Source organism: Leeia oryzae DSM 17879, assembly GCF_000376945.1.
GTDB classification, from domain to species: Bacteria; Pseudomonadota; Gammaproteobacteria; order Burkholderiales; family Leeiaceae; genus Leeia; species Leeia oryzae.
In genome coordinates this window covers 849,486-873,709 of sequence record NZ_AQXU01000025.1, presented here as the reverse complement: position 1 = coordinate 873,709, position 24,224 = coordinate 849,486, and the positions used below count along the sequence as shown (strand labels likewise).

Annotated in this window: 25 protein-coding genes; 10 read left to right on the top strand and 15 right to left on the bottom strand. The window is 61.4% G+C overall.

Going from position 1 to position 24,224, the window contains the following annotated elements:
• Positions 1-82: 82 nt before the first annotated feature.
• The gene (locus tag F552_RS0117615; protein ID WP_026182861.1) at positions 83-1,024 is read right to left on the bottom strand and encodes a choline ABC transporter substrate-binding protein; all 942 of its coding nucleotides are present in this window, start codon (positions 1,022-1,024) and stop codon (positions 83-85) included.
• A 260-nt stretch (positions 1,025-1,284) separates the two neighbouring features.
• Entirely contained in the window at positions 1,285-2,205 is a 921-nt protein-coding gene (locus tag F552_RS0117610) for a LysR family transcriptional regulator (protein ID WP_018153096.1), read from the bottom strand.
• 123 nt (positions 2,206-2,328) lie between these two features.
• Between F552_RS0117610 and F552_RS0117605 the strand changes: the two genes are divergently transcribed.
• Both F552_RS0117605 and F552_RS0117600 read left to right on the top strand, forming a co-directional pair.
• Positions 2,329-2,958: a LysE family translocator gene (locus tag F552_RS0117605; protein WP_018153095.1), complete on the top strand. Its 630-nt coding sequence runs from the start codon at positions 2,329-2,331 to the stop codon at positions 2,956-2,958.
• Positions 2,959-3,145: 187 nt separating this feature from the next.
• Entirely contained in the window at positions 3,146-4,093 is a 948-nt protein-coding gene (locus F552_RS0117600) for a hypothetical protein (protein ID WP_018153094.1), read from the top strand.
• 144 nt (positions 4,094-4,237) lie between these two features.
• On the opposite strand, the gene F552_RS0117595 is transcribed toward F552_RS0117600, so the two are convergent.
• The 13 genes from F552_RS0117595 to F552_RS0117535 form a co-directional block, all read right to left on the bottom strand.
• Complete coding sequence (locus F552_RS0117595) at positions 4,238-4,723, bottom strand: GlcG/HbpS family heme-binding protein (RefSeq protein WP_018153093.1); 486 nt, start codon at positions 4,721-4,723, stop codon at positions 4,238-4,240.
• 133 nt (positions 4,724-4,856) lie between these two features.
• Positions 4,857-5,468: a response regulator transcription factor gene (locus F552_RS0117590; RefSeq protein WP_018153092.1), complete on the bottom strand. Its 612-nt coding sequence runs from the start codon at positions 5,466-5,468 to the stop codon at positions 4,857-4,859.
• On the bottom strand, positions 5,461-6,894 hold the full coding sequence (locus F552_RS0117585; protein ID WP_018153091.1) for a sensor histidine kinase: 1,434 nt from the start codon (positions 6,892-6,894) through the stop codon (positions 5,461-5,463). The genes F552_RS0117590 and F552_RS0117585 overlap by 8 nt, the downstream gene beginning before the upstream one ends.
• A gap of 69 nt (positions 6,895-6,963) precedes the next feature.
• Positions 6,964-7,308, bottom strand: coding sequence for a cupin domain-containing protein (locus F552_RS0117580; RefSeq protein ID WP_018153090.1), 345 nt, complete (start codon positions 7,306-7,308; stop codon positions 6,964-6,966).
• A gap of 39 nt (positions 7,309-7,347) precedes the next feature.
• Positions 7,348-8,754, bottom strand: coding sequence for an NAD(P)/FAD-dependent oxidoreductase (locus tag F552_RS0117575; RefSeq protein ID WP_018153089.1), 1,407 nt, complete (start codon positions 8,752-8,754; stop codon positions 7,348-7,350).
• 92 nt (positions 8,755-8,846) lie between these two features.
• On the bottom strand, positions 8,847-9,677 hold the full coding sequence (locus F552_RS0117570; RefSeq protein WP_018153088.1) for an AraC family transcriptional regulator: 831 nt from the start codon (positions 9,675-9,677) through the stop codon (positions 8,847-8,849).
• A 72-nt stretch (positions 9,678-9,749) separates the two neighbouring features.
• The gene (locus tag F552_RS0117565) at positions 9,750-10,559 is read right to left on the bottom strand and encodes an anti-sigma factor family protein (protein ID WP_018153087.1); all 810 of its coding nucleotides are present in this window, start codon (positions 10,557-10,559) and stop codon (positions 9,750-9,752) included.
• A complete protein-coding gene (locus tag F552_RS0117560; protein WP_018153086.1) occupies positions 10,556-11,062 on the bottom strand; it encodes an RNA polymerase sigma factor in 507 nt (168 codons plus the stop codon). The genes F552_RS0117565 and F552_RS0117560 overlap by 4 nt, the downstream gene beginning before the upstream one ends.
• A gap of 113 nt (positions 11,063-11,175) precedes the next feature.
• Positions 11,176-11,553, bottom strand: a complete 378-nt coding sequence (locus F552_RS0117555) for a COG4315 family predicted lipoprotein (RefSeq protein ID WP_018153085.1) — start codon at positions 11,551-11,553, stop codon at positions 11,176-11,178.
• A gap of 224 nt (positions 11,554-11,777) precedes the next feature.
• The gene (locus tag F552_RS0117550; protein WP_018153084.1) at positions 11,778-12,173 is read right to left on the bottom strand and encodes a RidA family protein; all 396 of its coding nucleotides are present in this window, start codon (positions 12,171-12,173) and stop codon (positions 11,778-11,780) included.
• 48 nt (positions 12,174-12,221) lie between these two features.
• A complete protein-coding gene (locus tag F552_RS0117545) occupies positions 12,222-13,076 on the bottom strand; it encodes a carbohydrate ABC transporter permease (RefSeq protein WP_018153083.1) in 855 nt (284 codons plus the stop codon).
• Positions 13,076-13,963: a carbohydrate ABC transporter permease gene (locus tag F552_RS0117540; RefSeq protein ID WP_018153082.1), complete on the bottom strand. Its 888-nt coding sequence runs from the start codon at positions 13,961-13,963 to the stop codon at positions 13,076-13,078. Before F552_RS0117540 ends, F552_RS0117545 begins: the two co-directional genes overlap by 1 nt.
• Before the next feature lie 121 nt (positions 13,964-14,084).
• Positions 14,085-15,323: an ABC transporter substrate-binding protein gene (locus F552_RS0117535; RefSeq protein WP_018153081.1), complete on the bottom strand. Its 1,239-nt coding sequence runs from the start codon at positions 15,321-15,323 to the stop codon at positions 14,085-14,087.
• A gap of 386 nt (positions 15,324-15,709) precedes the next feature.
• Between F552_RS0117535 and F552_RS0117530 the strand changes: the two genes are divergently transcribed.
• The 8 genes from F552_RS0117530 (at position 15,710) to F552_RS0117495 (ending at position 24,123) form a co-directional block, all read left to right on the top strand.
• Entirely contained in the window at positions 15,710-16,918 is a 1,209-nt protein-coding gene (locus F552_RS0117530; RefSeq protein ID WP_018153080.1) for a hypothetical protein, read from the top strand.
• Positions 16,915-17,688 carry an SDR family oxidoreductase gene (locus F552_RS0117525; RefSeq protein WP_018153079.1) on the top strand — a complete coding sequence of 258 codons (774 nt, stop codon included), beginning with the start codon at positions 16,915-16,917 and terminating at the stop codon, positions 17,686-17,688. The genes F552_RS0117530 and F552_RS0117525 overlap by 4 nt, the downstream gene beginning before the upstream one ends.
• A gap of 107 nt (positions 17,689-17,795) precedes the next feature.
• Positions 17,796-18,866: an ABC transporter ATP-binding protein gene (locus F552_RS0117520; protein ID WP_018153078.1), complete on the top strand. Its 1,071-nt coding sequence runs from the start codon at positions 17,796-17,798 to the stop codon at positions 18,864-18,866.
• A 15-nt stretch (positions 18,867-18,881) separates the two neighbouring features.
• The gene (locus F552_RS0117515) at positions 18,882-20,201 is read left to right on the top strand and encodes an amino acid deaminase (RefSeq protein ID WP_018153077.1); all 1,320 of its coding nucleotides are present in this window, start codon (positions 18,882-18,884) and stop codon (positions 20,199-20,201) included.
• Between the two features lie 37 nt (positions 20,202-20,238).
• A complete protein-coding gene (locus F552_RS0117510) occupies positions 20,239-21,114 on the top strand; it encodes a MurR/RpiR family transcriptional regulator (RefSeq protein ID WP_018153076.1) in 876 nt (291 codons plus the stop codon).
• Positions 21,115-21,116: 2 nt separating this feature from the next.
• The gene (locus F552_RS0117505) at positions 21,117-22,586 is read left to right on the top strand and encodes an N-acyl-D-amino-acid deacylase family protein (RefSeq protein WP_018153075.1); all 1,470 of its coding nucleotides are present in this window, start codon (positions 21,117-21,119) and stop codon (positions 22,584-22,586) included.
• A complete protein-coding gene (locus F552_RS19770; RefSeq protein ID WP_018153074.1) occupies positions 22,583-23,485 on the top strand; it encodes a 2-dehydro-3-deoxygalactonokinase in 903 nt (300 codons plus the stop codon). Before F552_RS0117505 ends, F552_RS19770 begins: the two co-directional genes overlap by 4 nt.
• Entirely contained in the window at positions 23,482-24,123 is a 642-nt protein-coding gene (locus F552_RS0117495; protein ID WP_018153073.1) for a 2-dehydro-3-deoxy-6-phosphogalactonate aldolase, read from the top strand. The genes F552_RS19770 and F552_RS0117495 overlap by 4 nt, the downstream gene beginning before the upstream one ends.
• Positions 24,124-24,224 lie beyond the last annotated feature (101 nt).

The window sequence follows — 24,224 nt, the reverse complement described above, 5'->3', positions numbered from 1 at the left end:
ATTCGGACTCGCTTTCAGATACGGAATGTCTTTGGGGGTGAGTGGCCCGCCCCGTGCAAGCGCACGCACGGGCCGGGACAGCTTAGTTCTTCAGGTAGGCTTTGACCGCAGCCAGACCCGGCTTGCCGTCGATGGTAGTGACACCGGCCAGCCACTGATCAAGCACCTGCGGGTTCTTTTGCAGGTAAGTCTTGGCCGCAATTTTCGGGTCGATCTTTTTCATGATCGGGTCCATGACATGGCTTTCCATGCCGGGGGTGAACTTGAGGTTGGCCACCAGTTTATTGGCGTTCGGGCACTGGGTCGGGAAGTCGTTGTTGACCACGGTATACACCTTGGAGCCGCCATAGTCAGGCCCGAACTGCTTGTCCCCGCCAGACAGGTAGGTGAGTTTCATCATCAGGTTCATCGGGTGCGGGTCCCAGGCCAGGAAGGCGACAAAGCGGTGCTGGCGGAATGCCTTGTTGGCTTCAATCAGCATGCCGGCCTCGCTGGACTCGATCAGCTTGAAGCCACCCAGCCCGAACTCGTTGTTGTCGATCATTTTCTTGATCTGGGCGTTGCCCTGGCTGCCCGGTTCAATGCCGTATATCTTGCCATCCAGCTCCTTGCGGAACTTGGCCAGATCGGCAAACGATTTCAGCCCTTTCTCAGCGGCGTATGCGGGCACTGCCAGCGTGTATTTGGCACCTTCCAGGTTAGGCGTCGGCAGTACGGTCAGCGATTTGGATTCAATGAACGGCGTGATGGCCGGGGTCTGGGACGGGTTCCAGTAACCGAGGTAGACATCCAGCTGTTTGGATTTCAGGCCGGAGAACACGATCGGCTCAGACGCGATGGTGGTGGTCGGGTTGTAGCCCAGACCTTTCAGTACCACGGACGCCATACCCGTGGTGGCGGCAATGTCGGTCCAGCCGACATCGGCAAAGCGCACGGTTTTACAGCTGTCGGCATCGGATGCCAGAACGGGGAGACCCAGTGCCAGAGATAACGCGAATGCCAACGGTTTTACACATGCTTTCATGCCCTGCTCCTCAAAAGTAAACTGCATTCAGATGTCGCCCGGGGACAGCCCGGGCCTTGAACCTGACTTAACCTGCCCACAATCAAACAAGGTAACAACGGTGTACTGTGCCGGGCGTGTTGCGGTGGCATTGCCCGGGTTCGTGATGACACTTTAAGGGAGCGGCCCGTTGCCACAGCAACTTGCAGCGACCAGCATGCAACCTGTAGCGACGTTTTGCAGAAACCGCTAAACAAGGGAGGGGGGAAGCCGGGGGAGGGTCAGTAATTAAAGCCGATCACCCCGTGGCGCCAGGCCTCGGTCTGGCGAATGATCTGCTTGTCGCGCAGATAGCGGACCACCGTCTGCACCACTTTCTGGCGGGCGGTATCCGGATGCAGGATCAGCAGGAAAGGGCGCTGCAGGTGCACCGGCAGGGCTTCGGTGGCCACGCCTGGCGGGGTGGGAAAGGCCGCCAGCCGCGGGAGGATGCTATAGCCGAGCCCCTGGCGCACCAGCGCCAGAATGCTGCTGTCGCTGGTCATCTGCCGGCTGGCCACAATGGGGTAACCTGCCTGGTGGCATTGCGCCAGCACCCGTTGCGAGGCGGCGGTATCTGCCTGAATGTAAGTGAGCGGCGCCAGCTGTGCCCAGGTGACCGGGGTGGTATAGCGTAGCGCCGTCGGCAAGATCAGCGAGAAGATGTCGTAGATATACGGTTTGCTGATCAGACCGTCCGGGATGTCGTAGCTGCTGATGCCGATATCTGCACGGCCACTGGTCATGCGCTGGTTGACGTCGCGCGAGTCATTGCTGCTGTCGTCGATCTCGATCTGGATGCCGGGGTGGTCGATGGCCAGCGCCTCCAGCACATACGGCAGCAGATGGGTGCCGATGCTGCGATAACAGGCGATACGGACAATGCCGGAGAGCCGGGCGTCAGCCTGGACCGACGGCACGATGCCGGCGGCAATGCGCAGGATCTGCCGCGCCTTCAGCAACACCTGCTGGCCGGCATCGGTTGGCGTGCAGCCGCTGCGGGTCCGCTGCAGCAGGCGGGTACCCACTACCTGTTCCAGTTCGTGGATGGCATGGCTGATGCGCGACTGGGTGCAGCCAAGCTCTATGGCGGCGGCGCTGAAACTGCCGCTATCAATGACGGCCACCAGCAGCTCCAGCTGGTTGAGCGTGAGTCTGGGCATTACCTACCTCCCGGTTAGCCATCGAAAATTTTCATGGATGTTCGCCAACTATAACAGAAATCGGTGATCCGTCAGGCCGCGGGTGCGGCACAATGCCGCTATGGGAAACAAGGAGCACGCATCATGGCAGAGATGGCATTTTTAGGCACGGTAGCCGGTTTGTATTTCCCGCTGGTGGTCAGCCCGGGGCCGAATTTTCTGGTGGTCACCCGCGCCGCCATGGGCGAATCCCGTCGCCACGGCGTGGTGACCGCCGCCGGTATTTCCAGCGGTTCGGTGATCTGGGCAACGCTGGCCGCCACCGGCATCGGCCTCTTGATGACCCATTTCAGCGGCACCCTGCGCGGCTTGCAGGGGCTGGGTGGCCTGTACCTGCTGTACATGGGGCTGATGATCTGGCGCCATGCGCGCCGGGAAGTACAGGTCGGGAGCGCCAGCCAGTCTTCCCGTACCCTGCTGCAATCCTACTGGTGCGGCCTCAGCACCTGCCTGACCAACCCGCAGGCGCTGGTGTTCTTCAGCAGCATGTTTGCCTCCGTCTTCACCCCGGATATCCCGACCTGGGCGCGGGTGGCCAGTGTGCTGACGGTGGGGACGATTTCGGTCTCGGTATACATGTCGCAAGCCACATTATTCTCCAACGCGCGCATGCGCCAGGGTTACCAGCGAGCCAAACGCTGGATTGATCTGCTCTGCGGTGGCCTGTTTGTGGCGGTGGGTATCAAGCTGGTGCGGATGGCGCTGGGGTTTTGATGGCGCAGTGGCAAGAGTGTGCTAATGGAGGGAACTCGGCTATGCATTTTGGGTAGCAATTCATGACAAAGTGCTATACTGATGGCTGGCATTAAGGTTAAACCCACGCCATAAGAGGAACGCCCTTGACCTCCGAAGTTAGAGTACTCGGTGTGAAACGCTAAACGCAAAAATGAAAGAGAGAATAATGCATTTCTTGACGAGGCTCGGACTAGTTGCAGTTACTGCGCTCATTTCACTTGGTGCAATTGCTGCACTTCTGCCGCCGCATGTAGTTGCGGCTGTCGCCCATACTCTTGAGAGCGAGGACGTTAACTTGGATGGAAGTGAGGAAGCGCAATTCGTCCGCTATGACGTCGCGGGCAAGCTGGAGTCTTTCCAGTGTCCGTCCATGACAACGTTCACTTTCTATCTCTTCCATTCAAGTACCGGCGGTATCACTGTAGGCCTATGCCCAAAAGGAGCTTTGCTTAACGAGAACATGGGCCATCAACAGGAGCAAGGATTTGAAGCCGCCGTTACGGCGGTTGGCGGCAACATAGACTATTTACGCAAATCACTGGGAGATTCTATTAGACTGCAAGTCATTCGCGAAAACGGCTATGTTTTTGTCCATCTCGCCCAATGGTTGATGTCTGGTGTAGGAGGTGTGGGCGGGCATGGTGCTGGTTTAATTGAAACACTCCTTATGATTCCCCCTAACGGCAGGACGGTCGTTTTGGTGCAAGGCGCATTGCCTCAGCATGGTTGTCCAACTGCGACCAGTCAGTCCACCCTCCCAAAGTTGCCACTTTGCGCGGATTTCCGCGGGGTAATGCGTGAGGTATCACGGCAAGCCTATGCTGCTCAGAAAAATCCACCACCACCGCCCGCATTTACACTTGAACCCTTGCGCCCAGGACAACCAACGATCTGTGACTCCATTGCTTGGGCCGTCGGAGAAGCACTCGAACAAAGCGACACAAAGAAACTTCCGGTCACTGAAACCGTTCGCTATAAGCAGTACGGAGATCAGCCAGAGGTTCAAAGCGGTATGCGTCAGGCTGCTGATGATCATGCTAAAGGGGTGAGCATCTCTACTACTGCGACCAGCGTGGGGAAAAGGTGCTATGCGAAGTACTTCTCAAAGCAGTAGTAGCATCGACGAATTCGCTTAGCCAAATTATTTGAACCAGAATATGCAGTAATAAAAAGCGCCGGTATTTCTCCCGGCGCTTAAAGTTTGCATACATCGCCATTACGTCAAAAGTGGCGGGTGTTTTTCACGATCTCACGCTACTTACTTCAGCAACGCCACATTCGCCTGAACGGCTTCGTCGGCGCACTGGGCATCCAGATGGCCGCCAGGAGCGCCGCCAATACCGATGGCGCCAATGGTCTCGTTACCTACTTTCAATGGTACACCACCACCCAGCAGCAGAAAGCCGGGGATGTCGGTCAGGTTGGCGGCACCGGGGTTCTTCTGCGCGTTTTCCATCATTGCCAGCGTTGGGGCTTTGGCAGAGACGGAGGTAAAGGCTTTGGCCTGGGCCGCGGCGATGGTGTGCGGGCCGGCGTTATCGGCACGTACAAACGCTTTCAAGAGGCCGGCGCGGTCGACCACGGCCACGCTCACTGCGTAACCTTTGGCCTGGCAGGCGGCCAGTGCGCTATCGGCAAACTGTCTGGCATCAGTTACGCTCAGGTTCTTTTCGGTCAGTACAGCGGCCTGGGTGGTAGCTGCCAATACGGTCAGGGCAAGGGCGGTCAAAAGATGCTTTTTCATGTGGGTCTCCTGTCAAATTCAGCGGGATGGAACAGTTGACAGGATAGCGGGCCGGGCCGGTTTGCGTTATACGCCCGGTCACGGTAACGGCCTCCGTAGCGATACGGTAGTGGTTGTGATTGTTTGGCCCCGCTCAGTCCAGCAGGGGCAGATATTCGCGGATCAGCTGTACCAGCGAATCGACTTCGAGCTTGATAAACACGTTGGCGCGGTAGGTTTCGACCGTGCGTGGAGACAGATTCAGCTCGCGGGCAATCACCTTGTTGGTCATCCCCTCGGCAATGCGCACCAGCACTTCCTGTTCTCGGCCGGACAGTCGGGCCAGCCGCTGGCGGGCGGCCTGAGAACCGGCATTCTGGCTGCGGGTGCGGATGTGCTGGCGCACGGCTTTCTGTACGCTCTCCAGAAAGAGGTCGTCGTCGACCGGTTTTTGCAGAAACTCCACTGCGCCGCTGATGAACGCCCGGCGGCACAGGTCGACGTTGGCATGGCCGGTGAGCATGATCACCGGCAAATCGTGTTTGGCGATCAGCTGTTCCAGCACGTCCAGCCCGCTGACGCCCGGCATGCGGATATCCAGCACCACACAACCGATGGCTTCCGGGTCGTACTGCGCCAGGAACTGGAGCGGGTCGGCAAAGCCGGCAGAGCGCAAGCCGACGCTTCTCAGCAGCAGTGCCAGAGCATCGCGGATGGCGTCATCGTCGTCGACCAGATAAATCAGCGGGGATTGGTGTTCAGTCATGACGGGTCTCCCGGGATAACGGTAACAGCAGGCTAAAGCAGGCGCCACCCGCCAGTTGGTTGGCGGCTTGCAGCTGACCGCCCATGCCTTGCGCCAGCGTATCGCACAGGCTCAGTCCCAGCCCCATGCCGCCCTGGCGGGTGGTGAAAAACGGCTGGAACAACAAGGCCAGATGCGCCGGGTCAATGCCCGGGCCGCTGTCTTGTACCTCCAGCCGATACATGCCTTGCTGCACACGGGTGACGATACGGATCTCGCCCGGCTGCTGGTGCAGGGCTTCTGCGGCATTCTGTACCAGATTATGCAGGATCTGTTCGATGGCGACGCTATCGCCCTGCGGCGTGCTGTCTGCCGCCATTTGCTGCCAGGTCAGGCGGATGCCGGCCTGTGCCAGCTCGTCTTGTCGCAGCGCCAGCAGGCGGTGGATGAGCGTGGGCACATCCACGGCGTGATGCTGTTGCCGCGGCAGGTTGCCCACGGTGTCGCGCAGGCGGCTGATGATGCCGGCTGCCCGCTTGGCCTGGGTGGCGCTGGTTTGCAGGGCATGGCGGACATGTTCGCGTTCTTCTTCATCGTCCAGCAGCCGCTCCGCTGCCTGTACATTGGTGAGGATGGCGGTCAGCGGCTGGTTCAGTTCGTGGGCAATGCCGGCGGCCATTTCGCCCAGCCGGCCCAGCTGGTGCAGGGCGGCCAGCCGGTTGCGTTCCGCCGTCTGGCGTTGCTGCTGGCGAAATACAAAGCGGCTGCGCCACCAGGCCAGCCCCAGCGCCAAGGCCAGGCTGACCATCAGCGCGGTCAGCCACGGTCCTTGCACCAGCGACATCCGGTAGGCGCTCTGAAAGCCAAAGCTCTGCCCGCCCACCTGTAGATGCTTGTCCAGCTGCATGCCCCAGCCCAGCGTATCCGGACGACGCTGCAACAGGGTCACGCTGCCGCCGGGCAGGGTCACGCGTACCGTATCCAGCCGGGCCGGCCATTCCGTGGCGGCCAGCCAGCGGCGGGCATCCAGCAGCAGACACCAGCCGGAGGCATCCACCAGCCAGTAACGATAGGCATCTACGGCCAGCGTGACCGCCTGCTGCCGGTGACGTGCCTGTGTCAGCGCCGGCAACAGCCCGGCCGGTGCTGGCACGGTACCCTGCCATTGCTGCGGACCCCGAAAACCCAGCCCGGCCAGCTGTGGCATGGCGGGTTGCAGACCGGTGAGGAGGGGCTGTGGCGGCGTGGTTGGACGGATCAGGGCCAGGGTGGCCAGCACGGCTTCCTGTTGCGCCAGTTTCTGGCTCAGCAGGCGATAACCGATACTGCTGTCCTGGCTGAACAGCCCGCGCTGGTTGCCATAATCCAGCAGATACAGGCCGCTGCCGGCGAGCAGACTGGCCAGCAGCCACGCGGCCAGCCAGCGGAAGGGTGGGATGGGTTTCATCAATCCATTATGGCACAGCGGCCGGATGCGTTTCGCTTCCGTATGGCTACGGAGGCTGCTACCTGCGTGTTACCGGTAAATCAGCACATAGCTCTTGCGCACGGTTTCCTGGATGTCCCACACGCCGGTGCTGTTGGCGGGGAGCAACAAGGCATCGCCGCCCTGAATCTGGATGGGTTCGCCGCCATCCGGGGTAAAGGTACAGCGGCCGCTGATGAAGTGGCAGAACTCCTGTTCCTTGATCTGGCGTACCCAGCGGCCGGGGGTGCACTCCCAGATGCCGGTTTCGACGCCGTCCTGGCGCTCGACCGCGTGCACCGAGGTGACCGACACGGGCGTGCCCAGCGGCACAGCGACCGGAGCGCTGTCGGTGAGGGAGAAACGGGCGGTGTCAGTAAAGCGGGTAATGTTCAAGGGATGTCCTTTCAGGTGAACGAGTGATGGTGTGCCGGCTCAGCACATCAGGCTTTCCATGCGTCTGGCCAGCGCCATCGCCATTTTCCGGCGCCAGGCCGGGGTGTGCGGGTTGGCCAGTGTCTGGTCTTCGTGCACAAAGCTGCGGATGATGCTGTTGTAACCCAGCCAGCGCAGCGGTTCGGGTTCCCATTTGGCCAGCGACCGGACGGGTTTGTCGCCCAGCACCCACGGCTGGCGGGTCAGGCGGGTATCGTTGCCCAGAATCAGGTCGGCCAGGGTCCGGCCACCCAGGTTGGTGGCGGCCACGCCTTCGCCGCCATAGCCGCCGGATAGCGCAATGCGTTGCTGGCGGTCGCACAGCATGTGTGGCTGGAAGCGGCGGGCCATGCCCAGATTGCCGCCCCAGCGATGGGTGATTGTGACGTTTTTCAGGATCGGGAACATCTCGCCCATCAGGTAACGGCGCAGGCCGACTTCGTCTTCGCTCAGGTTGAAATCGGTACGCAGCTGGCCGCCAAAACGGTAACCGCCACGGGCGCCAAAAATCATCCGGTCGTCGTTGGAACGCTGGCCGTAAGTCACCTGACGGCTGCTTTCGCCAAAGGCCTGCCCGCGATCGAGCCCGATCTCTGCCCAGACGCTGGCGGGCAGGGGCTCGGTGGCGATCATCAGGCTTTGTACCGGCAACTGGTACTTGCCCAGCGGTGGCAGCGAGGCGGCGTAGCCTTCTACCGCCGGGATGACCCACTCGGCGCGGACGGTGGCCGCTGCCGTGGTGACCTGCCCGGTTTGCCAGCCGGTGACCCGGGTTTGTTCAAAAATCTGCACGCCGAGCTTTTCCAGCGTGCGGGCGAGGCCGCGCGCCAGGCTGGCCGGCTGGATGGTGGCCACATGGGGCGAGAACAGGGCCCCGAAGGCGCGGTCCACCCGCAATTGCGCTGCCAGCTCGCTGGGGTTGAGCCAGTGGTAGTCGGCCTCGGTGTAACCCAGGCTGTGCAGGGTTTTTAGCCACTGGCGCATGCGGGCTTCCTGCTCCGGGTAGCGGGCTGCACAATACAGCACGCCGCCTTTGCGGAAGTCGCAGGCAATCTCTTCTTTTGCTACGACCCGGCCGATTTCATCGGGAATGTCTTGCAGCACGGCATGCATGTCGTGGCGCTCTGCTTCCGGCAGTCTGGCCAGCATGCGCTCTTCACCCAGAAGGCCGCCGATCACCCAGCCGCCATTGCGGCCAGAGGCGCCAAAGCCGGCCATTTCCGCTTCCAGAATGGCAATCCGCAGCGACGGTTGCTGCTGCTTCAGGTAGTAGGCGCTCCACATGCCGGTATACCCGGCGCCGATGATGGCAATGTCCACGTCCAGGTCGTGTTGCAGGGCGGGTCTCGGGGTCAGCGGTTCGTCCTGCTGGGTCATCCAGAAGCTGATATTGCGCCAGTCGGTCATGGGTCACTCCGTTCGGGTTGCGGGGGCGAGGGCGGTTGTCCGTCTGCCAGCACACCGGATGTGCCGCGCAGACGGGTAAGTGTGTGCTGATGTTAAGCGGGTGTGGCAGGTTTGTCTTCCGTGCGTGTCCGCTCGGAAAGTGACTTGAGGTAAGCCTTGGGCGATTGCCCGGTATGGGCACGGAAACAGCTGTAAAACACCGATAAGGAATTAAAGCCGGCCTGAAACGCCAGTGTATCGACCGGCTGGCCGGGTTGCTCGGCCAGCATGCGCAGCAGGTATTGCAGGCGGGCCTGGTTCATGAAGCGGTAAAAGGTTTGCCCGAACACCTGGTTCAGCAGGTAGGAAATCTGGTTGCGGGTAAAGCCGGTGGCGTCCGCCACTTGCTGCAGGTTCAGGTCCGGTTGCAGAAACGGCTGCTGGCGGTTGACGTAATCCTGCAGCGTCTGGGCCATGAACCCCAGTTGCCGGGCAGACAGGCCCAGCCGTTGCAGTGCGGGGCGCAGATCGCTGTGGGGCCGGCTGCTTTGCAGGTCGCTGACCAGCGTGGCGTATTCCTTCACGCGCCAGATCTTGCCGTCCCGCACGACAATGGATTCGCTGCTGTGGTAGGAAAACAGTCCTTTGGCACTGCGGATGGTGATCTGGTACTGAATGAAGGCGGTATCACCATCTGCGCGGATGCGGTCGGTATGCTCCAGTGACTCTTGCGGTCCGCGCGGCAGGCAACTGCTGACATACGCCCGCAGGTCTTGCAGATGCATGACCCGGTTCTGGAAAAAGTTGAAGTACTCGATGTCCGGATGATACAAGGCCATGATGGCCTCCAGGTCGCGCTGCTTCCAGGCCAGATGGGACTGCAGCGCCACCGCACGGGTGGCTTCCGTCAGGGCGGCATCAACGGGCAGCTGGTTTACGGACATGGGCAGAATCCATCGGGACAGAACACCCTACTATGCCCGCATGCCGCAACTGCGGTCAATGGGGATGCGGCATCAGGTCTGGCTCAGCTGTTCGTACACGGTATTGCAAATGCGGGACAGATCGGCACGGTCCAGATTGCCGGACAGCGCATAGCCAAACGGCCCGTCTATCCAGTAAAACACGCTGACCTTGCCCTCCTTGAGGAAGCGGAACCCGGTGTCCCGGTTGGCACTTTGGCCCTTGGTTACGTACAGGGTCAGCCGCTGGCCGCTGCTGTCCTGATACATGAACTGCGCCACCGGGCCAGTTTCTCCGGGCAGCAGCCGGCCGCCCATCAGGTCAAAACCGTGCGCCGACAGGCGCGGGGCGTGGATCGGGCTGCCGATGCGTTTGGACAGCCACTTTACCAGCTGAGCTTCCTGATCTGCGCTGACTTCGACCGGGTGCTTGACCTCCGGGGTAAACACCGCGTGAGCCAGCACTGCCTGGTGCACGAACCCGCTGGCGTCGCCAGCGTCGGACAATAATGCCGGTTGGGTCAGCGCCTGCCCGTGCAAGAACCATCCCAGGCTGCCGCTGACCACGGCAATGGCCAGCCCGGCCGCCAGTTGCAAGAACCAGCGCGGCCTGGCATCACGGCTCACAGGGGCAGCGACGACATCAGGAGCCGGCCGCCGGCGCAGGTGTTCTGGTACCGGCTCATGAATGACCGGGTCGAACAGCGTCTGGATTTGCTGTTTGTGCTGCCGATAGGCGTCCAGCCGGGCCTGTTCCTCCGGATGCCCGGCGAGGTAGGCGGCAACCTCGGCCTGATCCTCGACAGGCAGCTGGCCATCCAGCCAGGCATGCAGATCGGTTTCCGGAATCCGTTGGGTACTCATTTCACCACCTTCAACGCAGGGGCGCCCGGCTGACCTTCCAGCAAGGCATGCAGGCGCGCGCGTGCCCTGGACAACCGGGACATCACGGTGCCGACCGGAATGTGCAGGGCCTCTGCTACCTGTTCGTAGCGCATGTTTTCCAGCGCCACCAGCAGCAACACTTCGCGCTGGTCCACCGGCAGCAGCATCAGGGCAGTTTCCATGTCTCGCATTTCCAGTCCGGCAGACGGGTTGTTGACCGCCGCATTCATCAGGGTATCTTCATCCAGTGCATCGCACGCTGGCGGCTGGCGGCGCAACCGGTCTACATGCAGGTTATGCATGATGCCAAACAGCCAGGCCCGCATGTCGGTACCGGCCTGCCAGCTGGCGAGCCGGTCCCAGGCGCGCTCCATGGTGTCCTGCACCAGATCGTCGGCGTCCTCGCGCCGCCCCACCAGCGCGCGCGCATAGCGGCGCAGGCGGGGGATGCAGGCCAGCAGGCGTTCGTGGGTATCGTGCATGGTGACCCCGGGTTACACACTACACCGGTGTGCGGGCGGACTGGACTGCATGGCGGACCTTTGCAGGTTAACGGTTAACAAAACGGCAATGCATCACTGACAGCGGGTCAGGTTTAGTAGCCGCTTTCAGAGATGACGTGCCAGACGCCCTTCATGTTGTCGCCGGTACGGTCACCGGGTTTGCTGTCGCCGACAAACAGGTACATGGGCTTGCCTTCGTAGGCAACCTGTTTGCTGCCATCCTTGCGGATGACCACAGAATACGGGTCAGACACTTTCCACATACCCACCATGACCGGAGGCCAGTTCATGGCGCACTGGTCATAACAGTTGCTCTGGTCTTTGCCATCCTTATCAAAAGTATAGAGGGTCATGCCGGCATCGTTGACCAGAATGCCATTCATTTTTTTCGGCATGCCATCGGCCATAGTCAGACTGGAGATCAGTAGCATCCCTGCCACGGCAGATTTCATCAGAAGCGAGGCGTTCATTGCAGACTCCTTGGTGCGAAACACATTATTCGGGTTGACCTGTCAGCCGTGCGCGCGGCGCGCCAACACGGGCTTGTACATGGGTAAACGCAAACAATGGCTCGTTTATTCCCGTGCTGACAAAATAAATCTGCATATTTTCTGCGGTGGTCGTGACGTTCTATGCAAAACGGGCATGCCAGTGCTCACTGGCATGCCCGTCAGGCAGTGTTAGCGGATACCGCTTACGGCAACGGTTTGTAGGCCATCACTTCGATTTCCACCTTGCAATCCACCATCATGTCGGCGCGCACGCAAGAACGGGTAGGCGGGTTTTCCGGAAAGTATTCCTGATACACGCGGTTAAAGCTCCAGAAGTCGCGCGTATCGTCCAGCCACACGGTGGCTTTCACTACGTCCGCCAGCGTGCAGCCGGCCATGGCCAGAACCCGCTCGATGTTCTTGAAGGTCTGCCGCGTTTGCGCCTCGATGCCGCCTTGCTCAATCTCGCCACGTTCGTTCATGGCCACCTGGCCGGAGACAAACACAAAATCGCCGGCACGGATGGCGGGTGAAAACGGCAAACGCTGGCCGCCCGCCCCGGACGGGACGGCCCCATAAATGATTTTTTCCTGACTCATGTTGTCCTCTTCAAACGGTTTGCTGCAACAGGGGGTCTCACCAGGGCGTTACTTCACGGCACCCAGCGCCAGACCCTTGACCAAAAAGCGCTGCAACCAGGCAAACAGGATGGACACCGGCAGGGTAGCTGCCAGCGTGGCTGCCATCACCAGATGCCATTCCACCGTGTAACGCCCGGCGACCAGATCGGTAATCTGTACCGTCAGGGTCTTGTTTTCTTCGGAACGGATCAGCGTGTACACCACCGCAAATTCGTTCCAGGCGTTGATGAAGGTAAAGATGGCCGTGACCACCATGGCTGGCACCGCCAGCGGCAAGAACACCTTGAACACGGCGCGGATCTTGCCGCAGCCTTCCAGCCAGGCAGACTCTTCCAGGTCACGCGGGATGGTGGCAAAGTAAGACGACATCATCCACACCGCAAAGGCGATGTTAAACGCCGCATAGGCCACAATCACGCCGATATGCGAATCCACCAGGTTCCCGTCACCGTACGGGATCATCGACGCCAGCCGGAACAGGCCCAGTACCAGCAGGATCGGCGACAGCATCTGGGTCACCAGCAGGAACTGGCGGTAAAAACCCTTGCCGCGGAACGGAAAGCGCGCCAGCGCGTAGGCCGCCGGAATACTCACCGCAATCGCCAGCAGGGTGGAGCTCAGGCTGACGATCAGGCTGTTTTTCAGCGCCACGCCAAATTTGGCCGCCTGCCACATGTCGGCAAAGTTTGCCCAGCGGAAGTGGCTGGGCCACCAGCGGGCCGGGTAGGTAAACACTTCTTCGGGTGGTTTCACCGCGGTAAAGAACATCACCGCAAACGGGAAGATGATCACCAGCAACAAGGGAGACAACGCTACCCAGCAAATCAGACTGCGACGCAGTTTGGTTTTATCCAGCACCATCACGCTTCTCCACTTTCTTTCGGTTGCATCCGGATATACAGGCCGGTAAAGATCATCAGCATTGACAACATCACCAGCGAAATGGCGGCGGCTTCGCCGGGACGTCCCAGCCGGAAGCCCAGTTCGTACAGATAGGTCACCAGAATGTGGGTCGAGTTGCTGGGGCCGCCCTGGGTCATGACCCAGATGATCGGGAACGAGTTGAACACGTAAATCACGTTCAGCACGATGGCCATGTTGATGAACGGACGCAGCAGCGGCAGCGTCAGCTTGCGGAACATCTGCCACGGCGTGGCACCGTCAATGCGGGCGGCTTCGTAGATGTCGCCGGGCACCGAGGACAGGCCGCCCAGAAAGATGGTCACGGTAAACGGGACCGACACCAGGATACCCACCATGATTTCGACCGGGAACGCCCATTCGGCAGTGGCCAGCCAGTGGATGGGGCCGCTGATGATGCCGAGTTTTTGCAGGGTCACGTTGACCATGCCGTATTCGTCGTTAAAGGCCCAGCGCCAGACAATGGCGGTCATGGTCAGCGACACCGACCAGGGCAGCATGACCACCGTACGGGCAATGCCGCGGCCGTAAAAATCCTGGTGCAGGATCAGCGCTACCGGCACGGAGACCAGCACCGTCCCGCCGACCACGCTGACGGTCCAGATCAGGGTGCGCCGCAGCACATCCATGAACACGGGGTCTGCCATGACTTTCAGAAAATTGGTCAGTCCGTTGAAGTCCCGGATCATGCCGAAACGGGAGACATCATGTACCGACTGGAAAACGATATTGAAAAACGGGTAGCTGATGATGAACAGCGCCAGTGCAAAACTGGGCATGATCAGTAGCCATGGCATCATGGGCCGGCTGGATGCAGATTGCGTCATAGGAGCAAAGCCTTAAATCACCTCGGAAAAACCAGCCGCCCAAGGGACGGCCGGATCTCCGGATATTGCTAAAGACAGAGATACCGCCCCCGGAAAGGGGACGGTATCTGGCTGGCAAGGGTTACTGGCCGAGGGCCTTGTTGGCGTCTTCGGCGGCTTTCTTCAGGGCATCGGCCGGTTTGGCTTTGCCCAGATAAACGGCTTGCATGGCATCGCTGACGGCTTTGGCGGTGTCTTCCCACCCGGTTACTGTAGGGGCAAAGCGGGCGTGAGGCAACAGGGCCACGAACGCTTTGGTATCCGGATCGGCAAACTGTGGTGCTGTCGCTTCTTCCTTGGTGGTTGGCAAGAAGCCTTCACCGCTGGTAAACGCCACGCGAGGTGCCTTGGTGAACAGGTAGTCCAGGAACTTCCAGGCGGATTTCTTCACTTTGGAGTTCTTGAACATCACCATGGAGTCTGTCACCGCGTAAGTCGCATTGGTGGTACCCATCGGGATTGGCGCAATGCCGTACTGCAGGTTAGGTGCTTCTTTCTTGATCTGCTTGGCCAGGAACGGGGCAGAGATGGCCATGCTGACGCGACCCTGCTTGAACAGGTTCTGTACGTCTTCGCGGCTGTAGTTGGTCACGCCCGGCTGGGTCAGGCCCTGGTCGATCATGGATTTGTACAGGGTAGCGGCCTTGATGCCGGCAGGGGAAGCAAACGCGGCCTTGCCGTCTTTGCCGACGACTTCACCACCGTTGGTCCACAGGCCGTAGTACCAATACACATCGGTTTCGATCTCTTTACCCTGCAGACCAAACCCGTAAGAACCGGCGGCCTTGATCTTTTTGGACGCGGCAATCACGTCAGCCCAGGTTTTCGGGCCGTTCGGGAAACCGGCCTTGGCCAGCTGCTCTTTGTTGTAATACAGCGCACGGGCAGAGGCGGCAATCGGCAGGCCGTAAGTTTTGCCGCTGATCTGGCCCGGTGCCAGGAAGGCGCCGATGAAGCGGTTCTTGAACGATTTGTCCATGTAGCCGTCCAGCGGCTCGGCTACGTCGTCTTTCACGAAGTCCAGCAGCCAGCGGGTACCGATGATGGCCAGGTCGGCGTTGCTGCCGCCGGAGATGTCCGTTTGCAGTTTTTGCTGCAGGGTATCCCAGTTCACCATTTCAATCTTGATGTCGGTGCCCGGGTTGGCCTTGGTAAAGGCTTCCGCCATTTTCTTGAAATACGGCTCGGTCTGGTCGCTGTAATACGCCACCGTGACACGGACGGTATCGGCATGCGCCATCGGGGCCATGATGCTGGTCACACATGCTGCGGTCAGCGCCAGCGCCATTTTTGTCAGTTGTTTGGTTTTACGCACTTCCATCTCTCCTCCTGGGTAAAAATCAATGCACAGGATGGGCTTGCACCATGCAATCACACCTTGTGAAATTAATTTACATGCAAAGCAAATGTGGTTCGTATTGGTATCTAACTGGTATCTAACAAGTATTGGCGGTGCTTACAGAATCATGGTGTTCCGCCCCTGCTGTGCTGCTACCATGAATTTTTACTGATAGCTGAAAAATATTCAATCTAAACAGTGCATATACTCGCATGAAACTTAGTTTGTTCGATGAAAGAAAAAATGTCAACAATATTTTTGTTCCAGAACTAAGTCGAATATTTTTTATTCAATTGGTACTAAAAATCGCTTGCAATTTAAAATTTCAGGTCTCTATAATTTGTAGGAAATTTACAAGGACGAAAGAAATGCACACGCAAACCCGGGGGGATTCCTTGCGGTCCATCTATACCTATCCGTGGGATCTGTTCGATACGGGCGTCAGCAATTTTGTGGATGAAGCCCTGGCGCTGAACCTGAACGGCGTGACGCTGGCCACCAGTTATCACGCCGGCAAGTTCCTGCGGCCGCAGGCCCGCCAGGGGGCGGTGGTGTTTCCGGAAGACGGGGTGGTGTATTTCGAACCGGATGCCGGTGGCTATGAAGAAGTCCGGCCGCTGGCGCACAGCAACCCGGTGCTGCGCAAAGGGCTGGATGCGGTACTGGCGGATGGCCGCCTGTCGGTGCATGGCTGGACGGTGTTGCTGCACAACAGTCGTCTGGGGGCGATGTTTCCGCAGTACACCTGCCAGAACGCCTTTGACGAATCGTATGTCTACAGCCTGTGCCCGATGCAGCCGGCGGTGATGGCGTATGCCGTCAACCTTTGCCGGGACCTGGGCGCGCAGTACCCGCTGGCGAGCCTGGTGCTGGAAACCCCGGGCTGGTTGCCGTTTGCCCATGGTTACCACCACGAGTTTGCGCAGGTGAAGTCCAACGTCTGGCTGGACGGCCTGCTGGGTACCTGTTTCTGCCCGGCGTGTCTGCATGCCTTCCGTCTGGGCGGGCTGGATGCCGGGGCCATCAAGACCTGGACCGCGGCACGCATCCGCCAGTATTTTGCCGCTTGCGATGAGACCGGTGCCGATCAGGCAGCCGCCTGGATCAGTGCCGACCTGCTGCAGGATGAGGCATGGCGGGCGGTGCAGCAGATCCGCCAGCAGCGCGTCACCGAGCTGGTGCAGGCCATCCGGCAAGCGGTACCGGCACGCACACAGTTAACGGTGATCCCGACGGTGCAGCGGCCCACGGCGATGTGCTGGCAGGAAGGCAGCGACCTGGCCGCGCTGGCGCAAGTGGCCGACCGGCTGGAGATTCCGTTTTACGAGCCGTCTGCTGCCCGGGTGGTGGCAGACGCCATGCACTGCCTGACACGGGTGGCGCCAGAGAAGGTCCGCGCCATTCTGCGGCCGGGCACGCCGGATCTGGGTGACGGCCGCGAGCTGGGGGAGGCTTTGCAAGGCTTGGCGCAACAGGGGGTGACAGAGTTCGCCTTTTATAACTACGGATTGCTGGGCACGCGCCGCTTACAGGCACTGGGGCAGCAATTGGCACATTTTCACGGGGTAAGGTCATGAGTCGGATTACGTTAATCACGGGCGCGGCAGGGGGTATCGGCAAAAGCCTGTGCCGGCATTTTGTGGCGGCGGGCGATACCGTGCTGGCCCAGGACCGCGATGCGGCAGGGGTGCAGGCGCTGGTGGATGAGCTGGGTGCGGCCCGCTGTCTGCCGGTCATTGCCGACCTGACCGACGGCGCCGATTTGCGCCAGGCGCTGGCGGCGGTGACCCGCCAAACCGGCCCGGTCGAAGTGCTGGTGGCCAATGCGGGCACCGCCGAAGGCCTGACACTGGAAACCACCACCGGCGACGCATGGCGCCGGGATATGGACATCAATCTGAACGGTACCTTCGAGACGGTGACCGCGGTGCTGCCGGGCATGAAAGCCATGGGACGTGGCCGGCTGATCCTGATCGGCTCGGTCAATGGCATGACGGCGCTGGGCCACCCGGCCTACAGCGCGGCCAAGGCGGGGCTGATCAGCTATACCAAGGCGTTGGCGATGGAGTACGGCAAGTACGGCATTCGCGCCAACATCATTTGTCCGGGCACGGTCAAGACGCCGGCCTGGCAAGCCCGGGTGGACAAAAACCCGCACGTGTTCGATGACCTGAAAAAATGGTATCCGCTGCAGGATTTTGCCAGCCCGGAAGACATCGCCGCTGCGGCCGGGTTTCTGGCGTCGGACGCTGCGCGCATGATTACCGGAGTGGCTTTGCCGGTGGACGGTGGTCTGATGGCCGGCAACCGGGTCATGGCAGAAGAATTGACACTGGAAGCCATCTGAGGCGGAAAGTGTGATCCCCTGACCCGTTCGGGGTCAGGCAATGCACAAGCCCCCGGGCAGAATGCCGCAAGGCGCCCGGGGCAACAGGTTAATACAGGAGAGAGGCAATGGCAGCAGTACAGCTGGACGGGATTTTCAAGCGTTATGGCGACACACAGGTGGTGCACGGGGTAGACCTGCAGATTGAGGATGGCGAATTTGTGGTCTTGGTTGGCCCGAGTGGCTGCGGTAAAACCACCCTGATGCGCATGGTCGCCGGGCTGGAAGACATCAGCGGCGGCAACCTGCTGATTGGCGGAGTACGGGCCAACCAGCTGCCGCCGCAAAAACGCAATATTGCCATGGTGTTCCAGAGCTATGCCCTGTACCCGCACCTGAGCGTATTCGACAACATTGCCTTTGGTCCCAAATTGCGCAAGGAGCCGGAGTCGGTCTTCCGTCCGCGTATCGAGGCCGCGGCCAAGATGCTGAACCTGACCCCGTATCTGGAACGCCTGCCGCGTGCCCTGTCGGGCGGCCAGCGCCAACGGGTGGCCATGGGGCGTGCCGTGGTGCGCGAACCGTCGCTGTTCCTGTTTGACGAGCCATTGTCCAACCTGGACGCCAAGCTGCGGGTGCAGATGCGCACCGAGATCAAGGCATTGCATTTGCGCCTGAAAAACACCGTGATCTATGTGACCCACGACCAGATCGAGGCCATGACCATGGCCGACCGCATTGTGGTGATGAACGCCGGCCGCATCGAGCAGGTCGGCCGGCCGCTGGAACTGTACGACCGGCCAGCCAACCTGTTTGTGGCGGGCTTCATCGGTTCTCCGTCCATGAACTTCATCGAGGGCACGGTCGCGGCGGGTGATAACGGCCCGGTACTGCTGACCGAGGGCGGAGGCGCCTTCCCGTTGCCGGCAAGTGCCGCGCAACCGGGGCAGAAGGTGACGCTGGGTATTCGTCCGGAACATATCGACACCGTGAGCAGCGGGCCGATTACCGCCAACGTCAACGTGGTGGAGCCGACCGGTGCCGAGACGCATTTTTACGGCAAGATTGCCGATGTGGCCATTTGCGTGGCCGCGCATCGCCGGCTGGACGTGGCGCCGGGGCAGCAAGTCCATCTGGCGTTCCCGCTCGACAAGATTCACCTGTTCGATACCCCCTCCGGCCAGCGGATCAACGACTGAAAGCAGATACCGATCATGAGAACGACCCCCGCGCTGGATGTATCCGGCCTGAATCAGCAAACCCTGTTGCCGGGCTGCAAAGGCCTGCCCCTGAATGCACCGCTCCGCCAGTCGGAGGTGGGGGCGCAGGGCTGGCATATCCTTTCTGGCGATGTGTCTTACCCGGTGGCGGTCCTGAAAGAAAGCCGCTTGCAGTACAACGCCGACTGGATGCGCCGCTTCTGCGAGCAGATGGGGGCGGTGCTGGCGCCGCACGGCAAAACCACCATGAGCCCGCAACTCTTTGACCTGCAGCTGGCCAGCGGCGCGTGGGGGATTACCCTGGCGACGATGGCGCAGGTGCAGGTGGCTTACCGCTTTGGCGTGCGCAAGATGCTGGTGGCCAATCAGCTGGTGGCCCCGGCCGACATCCGTGCCGCCCTTCATCTGCTGCAACAGGACCCAGCGCTGGAGCTGATGGTGCTGGTGGACTCTGCAGCCGGCGTGGAACGTCTGGCCCGTGCCACCCGCGAGGCCAAGCTGGCACGGCCGCTGGGGGTACTGGTGGAACTGGGTCTGACAGGCGGGCGTACCGGCTGTCGCGATGCAGACGAAGTGTTGCAACTGGCCAGCCAGGTGCACGCCGCCCCGGGGCTGGTGCTGGCCGGGATCGAAGGATATGAAGGGCTACTGGTCAGCGCGCATCGCGCGGATGACCTGCCCAAGGTACGGGCATTTGTCGATCTGCTGTGCGAGATTACCCGTCGCTGCGACGCCGCCGGTCTGTTTGGCGGCACGCAGATCGTCCTGTCGGCCGGCGGCTCGGCCTATTTTGATCTGGTCGCCAACGGCTTCATGCAGGCCAGCGGTTTGTCCCGTCCGGTCTTGCCGCTGCTCCGCAGCGGCTGTTACCTGACCCACGATCACGGTTTCTACCACGGACTGATCGACGAAATGCGCGCCCGCCAGCCGGGCTTGCCGGCGGGTGGCCTGCTGCCGGCGCTGGAAGTCTGGAGCATGGTGCAGTCACGCCCGGAACCGACATTGGCGATCCTGACCATGGGCAAGCGCGATGCCTCTTACGACATCGACCTGCCCATCCCCGCCTGGTACCACCGCCCAGGCCAGACCGGTACGCCGCTGGCGCTGGACGCCGGTTTCCGCATCGAGAAAATGAACGACCAGCACGCCTATCTGCGCCTGCCGGACGGCCACCCGGTCAGCCAGCAACTGGCGGTAGGTGACCTGATCGGTTGCGGCATTTCGCACCCGTGCACCACCTTTGACAAATGGGCGGTGCTGCCGGTCGTGGATGATGCATACGCCATCCGCTCGGTGGTGAATACCTTCTTTTAATGACGTGACAGACGCACCGCCCAGCAGGAAAGCCGAGATGCCGGATACCAATCTGATACCGCTGATCCAGGACCACCTGCCCACCTTGCGGCCGGCCGAGCGCAAAGTGGGCGAGACCATTCTGGCCGACATTGATTTTGCCATTCACGCCAGCATTGCCGAACTGGCGCAGCGGGCCGATGTCTCTGAGCCCAGCGTGACCCGTTTCTGCCGTGCCATCGGCTGCCAGGGCTTGCGTGCCTTCAAGGTGCGGCTGGCGCAAAGCGTGGCCGGCGGCTTGCCGTACGCGTCCGAGACGGTAGAGGTCAGCGACGATACGCTGACCCTGATGAACAAGGTGTTTGATGCCGTCAACGACACCATGGCCTTTGCCCGCAATCATCTGGATTCGCACGCTTTTGAAGCCGCCATCGAGGCATTGAGCAAGGCGCCGCGCATCTACTTTTTTGGCGTGGGGGCGGGGTCCGGCGTGGTGGCCGAAGACGCCTACCTGCGCTTTCTGCGACTGGATATTGCCGCCAGCGCCTTTACCGACGGCCACTTGCAGCGGTTGTCGGCGGGCCTGCTGGAACCGGGCGATGTGGCCTTCGGCATTTCGCTGTCGGGCCGCAGCCAGGAAATCATCGACAGCCTGAAAATTGCCCGCCAATGCGGCGCCACCACCATTGCGCTGACCAGCGTCGGCAGCGCACTTAGCTGGGTGGCCGACATCCCGCTACTGGTCCGGCTGCCGCAGCATACCGACCCTTACACTCCCGGTGTATCGCGGCTGGTGCACCTGGGCATCATGGACATTCTGGCCATCGGTACCGCGCTGCGCCGCGGGCCGCGCATCATGGAAAAAATCCGCCGCGCCAAAGCCCTGCTGGACCCGCACCGCGCCGCTAACGACACCCCTTCGGAAGATGCTTGACCATGACCGACACCCCAAACGAATGCCTGATCCGCCACGCCACCGTCTATGACGGCAGCGGTTGCGCCCCTTACGCCGCCGACGTGCTGTGCCGCGGCGGCCTGATCGCCGCCATTCTGCCACCCGGCAGCGGGCACGCAGCACAAGTGATCGACGCCAGCGGCCTGGCCTTGTCGGCCGGGTTTATCGACGTACATACCCACGACGACAGACAAGTGATGATTGCGCCAGACATGCAGGCCAAGCTGTCGCAAGGGGTGACGACCGTCATCACCGGCAATTGCGGCATCAGCCTGGCGCCGTGGGTGGCTGACACAGCGCCGCCCGCGCCGCTCAACCTGATCGGCGGGCAGGACGATTACCGTTACCCTTCTGTTCAGGCGTATATGGAGGCCGCCGATGCCGCCCAGCCAGCCGTCAACCTTGGCGTGCTGATCGGGCACTCTACCCTGCGTGTCAACGCCGTGGCCGACACCGGTCAACCGGCCAGTGCGGCGGAAGTGGTGCAGATGCAAGCCCTGCTGAGTGAGGGCATGCGGGCCGGCGCACTCGGGTTCAGTTCCGGGCTGTTTTACCCGACCAGCAGTGCCGCCGGTAACGACGAGGTGATTGCGCTGGCCAAGGTGTCTGCCGCGCACGGCGGGGTGTATACCTCGCACATCCGTGACGAATACAACGGCGTGGTCGATGCCCTGCACGAAGCGTGCGACGCCGGCGAGGCCGCCGGTTTGCAGGTGGTGCTGTCGCATCACAAGTGCGCCGGGCCGGCCAACTGGGGTCGCAGTGGCGAAACCCTGGCGGTGGTCACGGAACGCCGGCACCGCCACCCGGTGGGGCTGGACGCCTACCCTTATACAGCCGGTTCCACCACCCTGAATCCGGACTACGTGGACGGCGTGATCGACATCATGGTCAGCTGGTCGGTGCCGCATCCGGAACACGCTGGCCGCTATCTGAAAGAGATTGCCGACGACTGGGGTGTCGACCAGAAAGAAGCCGCCCGCAGGTTGTTGCCGGCCGGGGGCATTTATTTCCAGATGCGCGAAGACGATGTACGCCAGATTCTGGCTTACCCGCATACCATGATCGGCTCGGACGGGCTGCCGCACGACGCGCACCCGCACCCGCGCCTGTGGGGTACCTTCCCGCGGGTGCTGGGGCATTACTGCCGCGAGCACGGCCTGTTTCACCTGAGCGAAGCCATCCGCAAGATGACCACCTTGTCGGCCGACACCTTTGGCCTGCGCCGGCGCGGACGGGTACAGGCGGGGTGCGCGGCTGATCTGGTGCTGTTTGACCCCGCAACGGTCAAGGATGCCGCTACCTTTGCCGACCCCAAACAGGCGGCACTCGGCATCGTGCACGTCTGGGTGAACGGCGTGCATGCACTGGCCAACGGCCGCTTGACCGGCCAGCGCGCCGGGCGCGTGCTGAAACGCGATCAGGAACGTTTTTCCGGAGCACCGGCATGAGCACCGCACTGATCGGTATCGACTGGGGTTCTACCCATGCCCGGGCATTCCGCTATGACCGCAGTGGCCAATGCATCGAAACCCGGCGATCAGATGCCGGAATTACCCGCTGTCCGGCGGGCAGCATCCCCGGCATCCTGCTGGATGAACTGACAGACTGGCTGGCCGCCGCACCGGATGTGCCGCTACTGGTGTGCGGCATGGCCGGCAGTGCGGTCGGTTGGCAGGAAGTGCCCTACGTGCAGGCGCCGGTCGGGCTGAGCGGGCTGGTGGACGGTCTACGGGTATTTGCATACGCGGGGCGGCAGGTTGGCATCGTGCCCGGGGTCGCCGGTTTTTGCGACAAGGCCGGGTTTACCGACGTGATGCGTGGCGAGGAAACCCAGTTTGTCGGCCTCTCTGACACCTTGCCGGTGCTGATTGCACCGGGTACGCACAGCAAATGGATCGAAGGCGGGCCGGACGGCATCACCGCACTGCACACCTTTATGACCGGGGAAATGTACGCCCTGCTGCGGCAGCATAGTCTGGTCGGGCGGGTGTGTGCCGATGCCGATTGGGATGAGGCGGCGTTTCAGGAAGGCTTGTCGGTGGCGTCAGTGCATCCGGACTGGCTGAACCAGCTGTTTGGCGTGCGTGCCCGTGGCGTGCTGGGCGAGCGTACCCCGGCGGCACTGTCGTCGTGGTTGTCCGGGCTGCTGATCGGTTACGAGATGGTGCAGGGGTTGCAGCGGCTGGCCGGCAAACCGGCACAGGTCGGGGTGGTGGCCAGCGGACAACTCACCGGTCCGTATCTGGCCGCGTTGGCCTGTTTCGGGGTACAGGGCATCGCCATTGACGGTGAGCAGGCGGTGACCCGCGGGTTATGGCAGATAGCAAAGAAAGCAGGCTGGGTATGAATCATGAACAGGCATGGCAACAGGCGCGGGATACCTTGCCGCTGGTGGCCATTTTGCGCGGGGTGAAGCCGGACGAGGTTGTCGCCATCGGCCAGGTATTGTTTGACGCTGGCTGGCGGCTGATGGAAGTACCGCTGAACTCGCCGTCGCCGTTCGACAGCATTGCCCGCTTGCGGCAAGCCTTTGACGGCCGGATGGTGATCGGCGCCGGTACGGTGCTAACCGCGGCTAACGTGCAGCAACTGGCAGAGGCAGGCGGGCAGCTGGTGGTGGCCCCCAATATGGACCCGGCGGTGATCCGCGCGGCACTCAAGGAGGGCATGGTGCCGCTGCCGGGGGTGCAGACGGCGACCGAATGTTTTGCCGCGCTGGCCGCGGGGGCCAAGGCGCTGAAAATCTTCCCGGCCGAGCAGGTGCCCCCGGCGACCATCAAGGCTTTGCGGGCGGTCTTGCCGGCCAGTACCGATGTCATGCCGGTGGGCGGGGTGACGCCGGACAATATGGCGGCGTATGTCCAGGCCGGGGCCAGCGGGTTCGGTATTGGCGGGGCCTTGTACCGGCCGGGCGACACGGCGGCCCAGGTGCAACAACGGGCGCTGGCGTTTGCACAGGCCTGGCGGACGGCCACCCGGGCGTGATGGCAAAATCTAATACCATGTAGATACCTTTGTCAGCCGGACAGGCAGCGTATCCCGGATGGGTGGCTGCCTATTTTTTGCACTAAACAGTGAAATTAAAT